The organism is Nonomuraea sp. NPDC052116, assembly GCF_040680035.1.
GTDB classification, from domain to species: Bacteria; Actinomycetota; Actinomycetes; order Streptosporangiales; family Streptosporangiaceae; genus Nonomuraea; species Nonomuraea angiospora_A.
Window position 1 is genome coordinate 69,236 of record NZ_JBFAWA010000027.1, and the last position, 12,501, is coordinate 81,736.

General features: G+C 71.3%; 12 protein-coding genes. All 12 read left to right on the forward strand.

From position 1 onward, the window contains the following. Positions 1-64: 64 nt before the first annotated feature. The 12 genes from AB0L65_RS41155 to secD all read left to right on the forward strand — a co-directional run bounded on the left by AB0L65_RS41155 (position 65) and on the right by secD (position 12,501). On the forward strand, positions 65-493 hold the full coding sequence (locus AB0L65_RS41155) for a MarR family transcriptional regulator (RefSeq protein ID WP_185077116.1): 429 nt from the start codon (positions 65-67) through the stop codon (positions 491-493). A gap of 19 nt (positions 494-512) precedes the next feature. Next, the gene (locus AB0L65_RS41160; protein WP_364257425.1) at positions 513-1,718 is read left to right on the forward strand and encodes an MFS transporter; all 1,206 of its coding nucleotides are present in this window, start codon (positions 513-515) and stop codon (positions 1,716-1,718) included. 12 nt (positions 1,719-1,730) lie between these two features. Then, the gene (locus AB0L65_RS41165; RefSeq protein ID WP_364257428.1) at positions 1,731-2,591 is read left to right on the forward strand and encodes an endonuclease/exonuclease/phosphatase family protein; all 861 of its coding nucleotides are present in this window, start codon (positions 1,731-1,733) and stop codon (positions 2,589-2,591) included. Positions 2,592-2,654: 63 nt separating this feature from the next. After that, positions 2,655-3,233 carry a pyridoxal 5'-phosphate synthase glutaminase subunit PdxT gene (pdxT, locus tag AB0L65_RS41170; protein WP_364257431.1) on the forward strand — a complete coding sequence of 193 codons (579 nt, stop codon included), beginning with the start codon at positions 2,655-2,657 and terminating at the stop codon, positions 3,231-3,233. Between the two features lie 3 nt (positions 3,234-3,236). After that, positions 3,237-3,989, forward strand: coding sequence for a YebC/PmpR family DNA-binding transcriptional regulator (locus AB0L65_RS41175; RefSeq protein ID WP_350727170.1), 753 nt, complete (start codon positions 3,237-3,239; stop codon positions 3,987-3,989). Positions 3,990-4,182: 193 nt separating this feature from the next. After that, positions 4,183-5,982 (forward strand): sugar ABC transporter permease, encoded by a 1,800-nt coding sequence (locus tag AB0L65_RS41180; protein ID WP_364257434.1) that lies wholly within the window; start codon positions 4,183-4,185, stop codon positions 5,980-5,982. Between the two features lie 60 nt (positions 5,983-6,042). After that, positions 6,043-7,185, forward strand: coding sequence for a GNAT family N-acetyltransferase (locus tag AB0L65_RS41185; RefSeq protein ID WP_364257437.1), 1,143 nt, complete (start codon positions 6,043-6,045; stop codon positions 7,183-7,185). Between the two features lie 116 nt (positions 7,186-7,301). Beyond that, positions 7,302-7,832 (forward strand): crossover junction endodeoxyribonuclease RuvC, encoded by a 531-nt coding sequence (ruvC, locus tag AB0L65_RS41190; RefSeq protein WP_192785834.1) that lies wholly within the window; start codon positions 7,302-7,304, stop codon positions 7,830-7,832. Positions 7,833-8,016: 184 nt separating this feature from the next. Next, positions 8,017-8,637, forward strand: coding sequence for a Holliday junction branch migration protein RuvA (ruvA, locus tag AB0L65_RS41195; protein WP_364257440.1), 621 nt, complete (start codon positions 8,017-8,019; stop codon positions 8,635-8,637). Between the two features lie 339 nt (positions 8,638-8,976). Then, positions 8,977-10,017 (forward strand): Holliday junction branch migration DNA helicase RuvB, encoded by a 1,041-nt coding sequence (ruvB, locus tag AB0L65_RS41200; protein ID WP_350727174.1) that lies wholly within the window; start codon positions 8,977-8,979, stop codon positions 10,015-10,017. A 218-nt stretch (positions 10,018-10,235) separates the two neighbouring features. After that, positions 10,236-10,619, forward strand: a complete 384-nt coding sequence (gene yajC, locus AB0L65_RS41205) for a preprotein translocase subunit YajC (RefSeq protein WP_364257444.1) — start codon at positions 10,236-10,238, stop codon at positions 10,617-10,619. A 43-nt stretch (positions 10,620-10,662) separates the two neighbouring features. Continuing rightward, a complete protein-coding gene (gene secD, locus AB0L65_RS41210) occupies positions 10,663-12,501 on the forward strand; it encodes a protein translocase subunit SecD (protein WP_364257447.1) in 1,839 nt (612 codons plus the stop codon).

A 12,501-nucleotide genomic window follows, 5' to 3' on the forward strand; every position in this document is an offset into this window, starting at 1 on the left:
CCGGCCCGGGGTGCCGCTTTTCTCTTGCCGGAATATTAGCCAGACTAAGTTAGTTGGGCTAAGCATGAGGGACGACCCCACCCGCCTGGCCGAGCAGGTCTCCACGGTGCTGCGCCACCTGGTCCTCCTGCTCAGGCGCACCGTCGCCGGCCAACCCGTCACCAGCCAGCAGTACGCCGTGCTCGGCTCGCTCGAACCCGGCCCCCGCCGCATGACCGAGCTGGCCGAGGAGCACGCCGTCCAGCTGCCCACCATGACCGTGCAGATCAACCGCCTGGAGGACGCCGGCCTGGTGGCGCGCGGCTCCGACCCGGCCGACGCCCGCGTCAGGACGGTCGAGCTGACCGGTGAGGGCCGCGACCGGCTGCTCGCCGTGCGGCGGGCCAGGATCGCCCACCTCAGCCAGGAGCTGGCCGCGCTCACCGACGACGAGCGCGCCACGCTGGCGGCCGCGCTGCCCGTCCTGGCCAAGCTCGGCCGCAACCCCCGATAAAGCCCGGTAAAGGAGCCCCATGCAATCCGGCGGCGGAATTCTGCGCCAGCCCACGTCCGTCTGGGCCACCGCGTTCGCCGCGGTCGTGGCCTTCATGGGCATCGGCCTCGTCGACCCCATCCTCCCCTCCATCGCCCAAGGTCTGAAGGCCACCCCCAGCCAGGTGTCGCTGCTGTTCACCAGCTACTTCCTGGTGACGGCGGTGGCGATGCTGATCACCGGCTGGGTCTCCAGCCGCATCGGCGGCAAGCGGACGCTGCTGGCCGGGCTCGCGCTCGTCATCGTCTTCGCCGCGCTCGCCGGCACCTCCACCAGCGTCGGCGAGCTCGTCGGCTTCCGCGCGGGCTGGGGCTTGGGCAACGCGCTGTTCGTGGCCACCGCGCTGGCCGTCATCGTGGGTGCGGCCAGCGGCGGCGCGGAGGCCGCGATCATCCTGTACGAGGCCGCGCTCGGCCTGGGCATCTCCGCCGGCCCGCTGGTGGGCGCCCTGCTCGGCGACTGGAACTGGCGGGCCCCGTTCTTCGGCACCGCCACCCTCATGGCCGTCGGCTTCGTCCTGATCGTCACCCTGCTCAAGGCCACCCCCAAGCCCGCGGCCAGGACCAGCCTCGCCGCCCCGATCAAGGCGCTCGCCCACGGCGGCCTGTCCACCACGGCCTTCACCGCGCTCTTCTACAACTTCGCGTTCTTCACCGTGCTGGCCTTCACCCCGTTCATCCTGCACATGTCGCCCTACGGCATCGGCGCCGTCTTCTTCGGGTGGGGCGTCTGCGTGGCGCTGGCCTCGGTGTTCGGCGCGCCGCCGCTGCAGCGCAAGCTCGGCTCGGTGAACGTGCTGCACCTGGCGCTGGCGCTGCTGGCCGTGTTCCAGATCGGCATCGCGCTGTCCGGGCACGTCGGGATCATCCTGTTCACCGTGCTGTCCGGCATCCCCATCGGCCTCAACAACACCGTCTTCACCGAGTCGGCCATGGAGGTCTCCGACGCGCCCAGGCCCGTCGCCTCCGCGGGCTACAACTTCGTGCGCTGGATGGGCGGCGCGCTGGCCCCGTTCATCGCGACCAAGCTGGGGGAGGAGATCGGCGTCGCCGTCCCGTACGCGCTGGGCGCCGCCTGCTGCCTCGTCGGCATGGCCATCCTCTACCTCCGGCGCCACCACCTGCGCGTCCTGAGCCGGGTGGACGCCGACCACACGCTCCAGGACGCCGTGGCTCCCGCTGGTTGATAATTTCCCCACATGATGGGACCTGTCCTGTTACTCGTGGCCGGATTGCTCACGGCACCCCCGAGAGCCGAGCTGTCCGTGATGACCTGGAACGTCTGCGCGGGCACCAACTCGGCGTGCCCCCTCTACCGCGCGGGCGCGCTCGAACTGGCGCAGAGCATCGGCGGGTACGCGATCAAGAACGGCCCTCCTGACGTGATCTTCCTGCAGGAGTTCTGCACGGGCGCGGCCGGCACGCTCGAACTCTGGCTGGAGCAGCGCACCGGACGACACTGGACCATCGGCTCATGGGGGCTGACCTCCCACGACGGCACCCCGTACGCCTGCCACCCCGACCGCCTCGGCCGCCCGCGCGGCGCGCAGAGCATCGCGGTCGCCGTGGCGGGCGACCCAGCCAAGGATGGGGCCACCTTCGAGGCCCACCCGCTGCCCGCCCCGCCCTGGTACGTCACGCGCGCCGTCCTCTGCGCCACCGTCCCCGCCAGGAAGGTGCGCGCCTGCGGCACCCACCTGTCCTCGGGCCGGGCCGACGACGACAGCCAACCGGGCGCCCCCTACCGGACCAGGCAGATCAGGCGGCTGCTCGAGATCGCGGCCGAGCCGGGACCCCGCACGATCCTCGGCGGAGACCTCAACGTGGCGCCCCCGGACAGCGGATACGGCAGCGCCGCCGGCCGCCGGGCCGTCGCTCCGCTCTACCGCGCGTACGAGGAATGCGACCAGCGCGGCACGCGGCGCACCGGCAGGTGGACCAGGGAGGGTAAAAAGCTCGATTACCTGTTCGCGCCCGAAGGCACGGTGCGGAGCTGCCGCGTCGGGCGGGATGTGACGCTGTCCGACCACAAGCCCGTCCACGTCAAAGTGGCCCCTTAGGAAGATCCCAGGCCATCCTGGTGTTGAATTGTCGGAACCCGCACCCAGACGGAAGGATCGACTGTGCCCACGATCGGTGTACTCGCTCTCCAGGGAGACGTGCGCGAGCATGCGCGCATGCTTCAGGAGGCAGGAGCGTCGGCCACCGCCGTGCGCCGACCGGCCGAGCTGGACGCGGTCGACGGCCTGGTCATCCCCGGTGGGGAGTCGACCACCATGTGGAAGCTCGCCGAGACCTTCGACATGCTGGAGCCGCTGCGGATGCGGATCAAGGAAGGCATGCCCGCCTACGGGTCCTGCGCCGGCATGATCATGCTGGCCGACAGGATCGAGGACGGCGCCGCCGGACAGCAGACGATCGGCGGCATCGACATGGTGGTCAGGCGCAACGCGTTCGGCCGCCAGGTCGACTCCTTCGAGTCCGACCTGGACTTCGCGGGGGAGCGGGTGCACGCGGTGTTCATCCGCGCTCCCTGGGTCGAATCCATCGGCGGCGACGTCGAAGTGCTGGGCAGGTGCGAGCCTGGGGATAGGATCGTCGCGGTCCGTCAAGGGCCGTTGCTCGCGACGTCGTTCCACCCCGAGCTGACCGGGGACGCGCGCGTGCACCGTTACTTCGTAGACATGGTGAGGGAGCTCTAGGTAATGTCCGGCCACTCCAAATGGGCGACGACGAAGCACAAGAAGGCCGCGCTCGACGCCAAGCGCGGCAAGCTGTTCGCGAAGCTCATCAAGAACATCGAGGTGGCGGCACGGACCGGTGGCCCCGACCCGGACGCCAACCCCACTCTCTTCGACGCCATCTTCAAGGCGAAGAAGAACTCCGTGCCCAACGACAACATCGAGCGCGCCCGCAAGCGCGGCGGCGGCCTCGAAGCCGGTGGCGCCGACTGGCAGACCATCATGTACGAGGGTTACGCGCCCGGCGGCGTCGCGGTGCTCATCGAGTGCCTCACCGACAACCGCAACCGCGCCGCCTCCGAGGTCCGCGTCGCGCTGACCCGCAACGGCGGCTCGCTGGCCGACCCCGGGTCCGTCTCCTACATGTTCAACCGCAAGGGCGTCGTGATCGTGCCCAAGCAGGACGGGCTCGACGAGGACACCGTGCTCATGGCCGTCCTCGACGCGGGCGCCGAGGAGGTCAACGACCTGGGCGAGTCGTTCGAGGTCGTCTCCGAGGCCGGTGACCTGGTGCCGGTCCGCAAGGCGCTGCAGGAGGCCGGGCTCGACTACGACTCGGCCGAGTCGAGCTTCCTGCCGACGATGAGCGTGCCGCTCGACGAGGAGGGCGCCAAGAAGGTGTTCCGCCTCATCGACGCGCTGGAGGACAGCGACGACGTCCAGAACGTCTTCGCCAACTTCGACGTGCCGGACGACGTTCTGGCGGCGCTGGACTAGCAGTCGCACGACGTGAGGGCTCGGCCACGCCGGGCCCTCACTCATGCGTGCCCGCCCTCGTCCGGCGTTTCCGGGGCCTCCTTCGGGCGTTCTTCTGGCGTTGGGAAGAGCTCCGGGGCTTTCTTCGGCGCGGGTGGGTTCCGGGGCTTTCTTCGGGTGCGAGAAAAGGCGGGGCAGCGTAGGGTCGGGCGACGTGACTTCCCCCACCCCTCCACAGGCTCCCTCTCCGGCGCTCGGCTGGCTGCTGGCCGTGCCCGCGCTGCTCGGCACGCTGATCTCGCTCGTGCTGCCCACGGCCCAGACGATCTGGCTCAGCCTGCAGAGGGGCGGCGTCCTGCGCGAGAGCACGTACGTGGGGTTCGCCAACTACGGCAGGCTGCTGGGCGACGGCGAGTTCTGGCGGGCGGCGTGGTTCACGCTGTCGCTGGTCGCGATGCCGTTGCTGGTGGCCGTGGTGGTGGCGCCGCTGCTGGCGGTGGCGCTCGACCGGGCGGGCACGTGGCCGCGGAGGGCCGGGCGGATCGCGCTGTCGCTGGCGATCGTCACGTTCTCGCCGGTGGGGGTGGCGGCGGCCTGGATGCGCGGGCTGGCGCCGGACGCGCCGGGTCTGGCGGGGCTGGCCGAAGGGTTGCGCGATCCCGCGACCGCGCCTGGAACGCTCCGGCTGATCGTCGCGGCCGGCACGTTCGGGGTGGTGTGCGCGCTGGCGGTCATGGCGTTCCTGCCCGCGCTGCGCGCCGGCTCCGTCCCGCAGGGCTTCTCTGGGGTGCAGGGCTTTTCCGGCGGGTCTCGCGGTGGTGTGGGGCCCGCGATGCTCGTGGTGGGGGTGCTCGTCGCGATCGCCACGGTCGCGGTCGGGCTCCAGACGTTCTCCTTCGGCCTCGTGCTCACCCGGGGCGGCCCTGAGCGCTCCACAGAGACGCTCGCAGGGCTGGAGTACGACTCCGCCTTCCGGATGGCCGAGTTCGGCCCTGGCGCGTCCGTTGCGACCCTCGCGGGGGTGATCCTCGGCGTGCTGGGCATCGTCGCGACGGTCGTCGTGGCGGCCTCCCGGCTGAGCGTCACGCTGACCCCGCGTACCGCGCCTGAGCCGGCGGCGGCCGTGCCGACCTCACCCGCGGCCCCTGCGGGAGTGCCGACCGCCCCTGCGGCGGGGCCGATCGCGCCCGGGGCGGGGCCGGTCGCGCCGGGGGCGGCTCATGCGGCGGCTCCTGCGGTGGCGCCGGGCGCGGTCGCTGGACGTGGTGCCGGATCCGTCGGCACGGCCGTCGGGATCGTGGCGCTGGTGGTCTTCCTCGCCGTCGCGCTCGTGTGCGCCTGGCCGTGGATCGACGGCGTCCTCGCCTCGCCCACCTCGGAGGCGGGCTCCCTGCGTTCCCAGGTGAACACGTGGGTCCCGGCGATCGGCGGAGCGGTCGTCTCGGTGGGCGTCGCCTATCTGGCCGCGCTCGGGATCGGCGGCCTGCGACCGCTGGGGCGCGGGAGCGAGTGGCTGCTGCTGGTGTTCGCGCCGTGGCTGTTCGTCGGCACCGGGCCCCTCGGCGTCGCCAACTGGCAGAACATGCGCAACATGGGCCTCATCGACTCCTTCCTGGCCCTCGTCCCGCCCCTCCTCGTCAGCGTCCCGGCCCTGCTCGTGCTCACGCTCCTGTGCAAGGGACTGGCCGAGCGCACCGACAAGGACTTCTTCGGCGGCGTGTTCCTCCCGTCGCTCCCCATGGCGGGCGTCCTCGCCGGGGCCGTCGCCCTGGTGAACGCCCAGGACCTGCTCTGGCCGCTGCTGGTCGCCCAGAAGCCGACGTTGTACACCGCGCCGGTGGCGCAGATGGCCCAGCTCGGCTCCTTCGCCGCGGCGAAGCCCGACGTCGGCGCCGCCACGCCGCTGCTCGTCGTCGCCGTCGCGCTGGTCGCCGTCGTGGCCGCCCAGCTGCTCTACCTCGACAGGCTCGCCATCACCACGAACGGCTCGCGGGCGCGCACCGCCGCCGCGTAGGCGCGGCACCCCGCCGCTCAAAGTGGACCGGCGGCGCGGCCCGCCATAGGTTGGGTCCTCGTGGAGATTCGCAACCTGATCGCTGAAGACCTCGACGACGTTCTTGACCTGCGCAGGCGTTCTTTCGGGCCGCTGCCCCCCGGCGACAACGAGAAGTGGCGCCGGGCGGTGCTCCCGGCGCTCGGTGAGGGCCGCTATCTGGGCGCGTTCGACGGCTCCAGGCTCGCCGGGGCCGCGCGGCTGCGCCGGTTCACGCAGTGGTGGCACGGCAGGCCGCAGCCGATGGCGGGCGTCGCGGGCGTCACCGTCAATCCCGAGGACCGTGGCCGTGGTGTCGGCAGCCTGCTCATGCGGGCCGTCGTGGAACGGGCCGCCTCCCTCGGCGACGCGGTCTCCGCGCTTTTTCCGGCCACCACGCCGATCTACCGCTCGATCGGCTACGAGCACGCCGGAGGCCAGTACAAGATGCGGCTCCCGGCCGAGGCGTTGCGCCAGATCCGGCCGTCCGGGCAGGTCAAGCTGCGCAGGATGGGCCCGGACGACGCGGGCGAGGTCGTCTCCCTGCTGCACCGCGTCCACTCGGCCACCCGCGCCAGCGGCCCCATCTCCTGGGACGAGGGCACCTGGGCCCTGTGGCTGGAGAACAAGGACGACTTCCTCTACCTGGCCGAGGACGGCTTCGTCGTCTACCGGTGGCGGGGCGACGACATGCAGGTGGAGAACCTGGTCGCCGGGTCGGCGGAGACCGCCCGGGCACTGTGGTCGCTGGTCGGCAGCGCGTCGTCGATCGCCCGCCATGTCGTCGCCGCCGTGGCTCCGGACGACCCGGTGCTGTGGATGCTGCGGGAGCGGTCCAACGAGGAGGTGCGGCAGGCGCGGTGGATGTTCAGGGTGCTGGACGTGGCCGCGGCGGTCGAGCGGCGGGGCTATCCGGCGTACGTGAGCTGTGAGGCCGTGGTGACCGTGGACGATCCGCTGTGTGGCGGGGGGTCGTGGCGGCTGGAGGTCGCGGGCGGGTCCGGTGCGGTGACGCCTGTCGAGGAGTCCGGAGTCACGCTCTCGGTGAACGGGTTCTCGGCGTTGTACGCGGGGGTGCCGACGGCGACGCTGCGGTTGAGCGGGCTGATGTCCGGTGACGACCGCTACGACGAGGCGCTCGACGCGGCGTTCGCCGCCAGGCCGTACATGCTGGACTACTTCTGATCGGAGGCGCGCCGGCGGCTCCTTCCCCGGCGTGCGGGCGTTTACCGGTGCGTGGGCGCCCCGGCCGGGGTAAAGTCTCGTGCCGAACAGGTGTTCGGCGACGGGAGGGCGGGCCGGTGCGGGTGATGGGCGTCGATCCGGGGCTGACCCGGTGCGGCCTGGGCGCTGTCGAGGGGCGGCCGGGCGCGCCGCTGACGCTCGTGGCCGTCGGGGTGGTGCGCACCGGGGCCGACGAGGAGCTCGGCGCGCGGCTCGTCGGCATCGAGGCCGGCATCGAGCAGTGGCTCGACGACGTACGGCCCGACGCGGTGGCGGTCGAGCGCGTCTTCAGCCAGCACAACGTACGCACCGTCATGGGCACCGCGCAGGCGGCCGGGATCGCCGTGCTGTGCGCGGCCAGGCGCGGGCTTCCCGTGGCGCTGCACACGCCGTCCGAGGTCAAGGCGGCCATCACCGGCAGCGGCACCGCCGACAAGAAGCAGATCGGCGCCATGGTCACCCGGCTGCTGCGCCTGAGCGAGATGCCCAAGCCCGCCGACGCGGCCGACGCGCTGGCCCTGGCGATCTGCCACGTGTGGCGCGGCGGCGCCCAGCACCGCCTCGCCGCCGCCCTCGCCAAGGCCACCCGGAAGGACACCAGGCCGTGATCATCCGCTTCGGGGGCTCTGGCGGCTCTGAGGACTTTGGGGGCTCTGGCGGCTTTGGGGACGGCGCGCCGCGTGGCCGGTCCGCGCGCCCGCGGCGTGTCGTCCGTGATCATGCGGGAAGATGTCGGGCTGTGACCCTCGCCGGTGGCGTGCGGGCCCCGGCGGCGTGGAAGGATGGTGGGCTGTGATCGCGTCGGTGTCGGGCAAGGTGGCCGCGATCGCTCCCGACGGAGCCGTGATCGAGGTCGGTGGCGTCGGCATCCTCACCCACTGCACCCCGGGCACGCTCGCCACGCTGCGGATCGGGGAGGAAGCGCGCCTGGCCACGTCGCTGGTGGTGCGGGAGGAGTCGCTCACGCTCTACGGGTTCGCCACGGACGACGAGCGAGCCGTGTTCGAGCTGCTGCAGACGGCCAGCGGGGTCGGGCCCAAGCTGGCGCTGGCGATGCTCGCCGTCCACACGCCCAACGCGCTGCGCGTCGCCGTGGCCAGCGCGGACCTCAAGGCGCTCACGCAGGTCCCGGGGATCGGGCAGAAGGGGGCGCAGCGGATCGTGCTGGAGCTGAAGGACCGGCTCGGCACGCCGGAGGAGGCGGTCAACGCCGCGCTCAACGGGGAGCGGCGCGTGGCGGCGTGGCGCGATCAGGTCCACTCGGGGCTGGTGGGGCTGGGCTACTCCAGCAAGGACGCCGACGAGGCCGTCGCCGTCGTGGAGCCGGTCGCCGACGCCGACCTCGCCGCCGGACGCCGTCCCCAGGTCGCCGCGCTTTTGAAGGCCGCCCTGCAATCCCTGAGCGTCCGATGACCCGCCACCCCGCCCGTCCGCGCCCCGCGCTCAAGCCCGGTTTTTACGGCGGGGCCAAGGTAACCGCACGCGCCGACGCCGGTTTCCGTCTGTCATGGCCGGTCGTGAAGGCTCACGGGCTGCTCGCCGTGACGAGCGAGTCGCAGGCCCGGCACCGTGGCCCGGCCGGGCGCCGACCGCATTGCGCCGGTCTCCACCGCACCACCTCCCGCCGCCGCGGCGCGATGGGCTCCGGCCGCGCGCCGGGAGCGCCCGTCGCGGTGCCGTCGCGGTGGGTGGGTGCCGGTGTGAAGGTGTGGTGCAACGTTGACAGTGCGGCCGGTGTGAGGGGGTGTGAGTATGGGGTTTGAGCGGGAGTTGGTGTCGTCCGAGGCCGGTGGCGACGAGCTGCAGATCGAGGCGGCGCTGCGGCCCAAGCGGCTCGGCGAGTTCATCGGCCAGGGCCGGGTGCGCGAGCAGCTCTCCCTCGTGCTCGAGAGCGCCCTGCGCAGGCAGCGGCCGCCCGACCACGTGCTGATGAGCGGGTCGCCCGGGCTCGGCAAGACGACGCTGTCCATGATCATCGCCGCTGAGCTCAACGCGCCGCTGAGGATCACCTCCGGCCCCGCGCTGGAGCGGGCCGGCGACCTGGCCGCCATCCTGTCCACGCTCGCCGAGGGCGAGGTGCTGTTCATCGACGAGATCCACCGGATGGCCAGGCCCGCCGAAGAGATGCTCTATCTCGCCATGGAGGACTTCAGGGTCGACATCGTCGTCGGCAAGGGCCCGGGGGCCACGGCCATCCCGCTCGACATCGCGCCGTTCACGCTCGTCGGCGCCACCACCCGCGCCGGGCTGCTGCCCGCGCCGCTGCGCGACCGGTTCGGGTTCACCGCGCACATGGACTTCTACGAGGTCGGCGAGCTCGAGCAGGTGCTCTACCGATCGGCCAGGCTGCTCGGCGTGGTCCTGCCCGAGGACGGAGCGCACGAGATCGCCAGGCGGTCCCGGGGGACGCCCCGTATCGCGAACCGGCTGCTCAGGCGAGTGCGGGATTTCGCGGACGTAAGGGCCGACGGGGTGATAAACCGGGAAATAGCAGCGGCGGCCCTCAACCTGTACGAAGTTGATGCCGAAGGACTCGACCGGCTCGACAGGGCGGTTCTGGACGTGCTGCTGAAGAAGTTCGGCGGCGGCCCGGTCGGCCTGTCGACGCTGGCCGTGGCCGTGGGGGAGGAGCCGGAGACCGTCGAAGTGGTGGCCGAGCCGTTCCTCGTACGCCAGGGCCTGCTGGCCAGGACCCCGCGCGGCCGGGTCGCGACGGCGGCCGCCTGGAGTCATCTCGGCATGACCCCGCCCCCCGACGCGTTCGGAGCAGCGGTATTCGACTCAGACGGCTGATCACAGAACGGTTGCAACCGTTTCAAAATGGGAACTTCCCCGCGCGCCGAAACGCTGCCTCGTTGCCGCGTTTCGCAACAACGGCCTACACTCCGTGGCTTGGCTGGCTGTGTAGGCTGACGGGCTGAGCGGCGCGGCCCCGACGCAACGCACGGAATTTCCGGCGCGAGGCCGGTGTCAACTTCTTGTACGACAATGGAAGGTCGCCCCTTATGGACATGGGACAACTCGGTAGCATCCTGCCGCTGATTCTGCTGGTGGTGGTGTTCTACTTCCTGCTGATCCGCCCTCAGCGCAAGCGTCAGCAAGAGGCGATCCAAATGCAGAACTCCCTGGCTCCGGGCGCCCGGGTCATGACCACGACCGGGCTGTTCGGCACCGTGGTGGCGGTGGACAATGAGGACGTGGTCCTCGAGATCGCGCCGGGGATCGAGACCCGCTGGGTGAAGGCCGCGATCGGCCGTGTGGTCACGCCAGGGGACGCTCCCGCGGCGGACGAGTCCTCCGACGACGACGCCGCACCGGGTGAGGAGGGCAAGAAGGAGTCCGAGGCCACCGTGGATCGCAACGATGACCAGGACTCCAGCACCAAGCAGTCCTGACTAAGCTCTGCGACAAACCTCTATCTGAAAGAACTGACGACCAGTGGCCCGACCGACCAGCCGCCACAGCCGACCGGGGCGAACGCTCCTGGTGCTGCTGGCGCTCATCCTCGCCCTGGGCGGGACGATGTTCCTGCAGAAGGCGTTCACGCCCAAGCTGGGTCTCGACCTCGCCGGCGGCACGACGGTGACTCTGTCCCCGGTGACCCAGAACAACACGGCACCGCCGGATGAGATTCTCGATCGCGCAGTCAACATCATCCGCGATCGAGTCAACGGCAACGGCATCTCCGACGCGGAGGTCGCCAGGTCCGGCAGCAACATCATCATCTCGATCCCGGGCGTCGGACAGAGCGAGGCCATCAAGCTGGTCGCCACCACCGCGGAGCTGCGCTTCCGCCAGGTGCTGGCCATGGAGGCCACGCAGGTTCCGCAGAACCTGGCCACCAACGCGCCGACGCCGAACCCGTCGGCTTCGGCGAGCCAGTCCGCCACCCCCAAGTCTGACAAGTCCACCACCCCCAGGTCGGACAAGTCCGGCTCGCCCGCGGTCTCCACGCCCGAGCCCAGCGCGTCCCCGACGGGCAAGGCGTTGTCGTCCGCACTGACCGCCCCGACGCCCGCCGCGTCGGGGCAGCCGGCCGCCACGGACAACCCCCAGCAGCCGGCCGCCACGGACAACCCTCAGAAGCAGCCGAAGAAGGGTCAGGACGCCAAGGCCAGCCCGACGGCGGCCCCGTCCGGCCAGCCCAGCACGCCGCCCGCGCAGAACCCCAACGCCGGCGTCAACACCCAGGGCATCGACCCGGCGGTGCTGGCCCAGTTCAACAAGCTCGACTGCGCCAACCCGGCCAACCGCGGCCAGGGCGTCCAGGACGACCCGAAGAAGCAGTTCGCCGGCTGCGAGACCGACGGCAGCTACAAGTACGTCCTCGACGTCGCCAAGGTCGTCGGCACCGACATCGACACGGCCTCGGCGGGCGTCCGGCAGGGCACCGTCGAGTGGGTCGTCCAGCTCGACTTCAAGAGCAAGGGCGCGGCCGAGTGGAGCAAGCTCACCACGACCGCCTACAACTCCCAGGAGCCGCGCAACAAGGTCGCGGTCGTGCTCGACGGCGTCGTCATCACCGCCCCCAACATCATCAGCCCGATCCCCGGCGGCCGGGCCGAGATCACCGGCGGTTTCGACCAGCTCAGCGCCACCGCGCTGGCCGACCAGCTCAAGTACGGCGCGCTGCCGCTGAAGTTCAACCGCAGCTCGGTCGACACGGTCTCCTCGACGCTGGGCCAGGACCAGCTGCAGGGCGGCCTGATCGCGGGCCTCATCGGCCTCGTGCTCGTCGTGGTCTACTCGATGCTCTACTACCGCGGCCTCGGCATCGTGGCGGTGCTGAGCCTCGTGGTCGCCACGATCCTGACGTACACGGCGGTGGTCGTGCTCGGCCACAACGCCAACTTCCGGCTCTCGTTGCCGCACATCATCGGCCTCGTGGTCTCGATCGGCATCACCGCAGACTCCTTCATCGTCTACTTCGAACGCATACGTGACGAGATGAAGGAGGGCCACCGGACGCTCCGCGCGGCCGTCGAGGTGGCCTGGGTCCGTGCCCGGCGCACGATCCTGATCGCCGACGCCGTCATGTTCATCGCCGCGATCGTGCTTTACTTCCTGGCGGTGGGCGGCGTGGCCGGGTTCGCCTTCGCGATGGGCCTGACCACGCTGATCGACATCGTGGTGGTGTTCCTGTTCACGAAGCCGTTCATCGCCCTGCTGGCGAGGCTGAAGTTCTTCGCCAAGGGGCACCCGCTGTCCGGCCTCGACGCCGAGCGCATGAGCGAGGTCGGCTCGTCCGGCCGCCCGACCACTCCGCAGGAGGCCTGA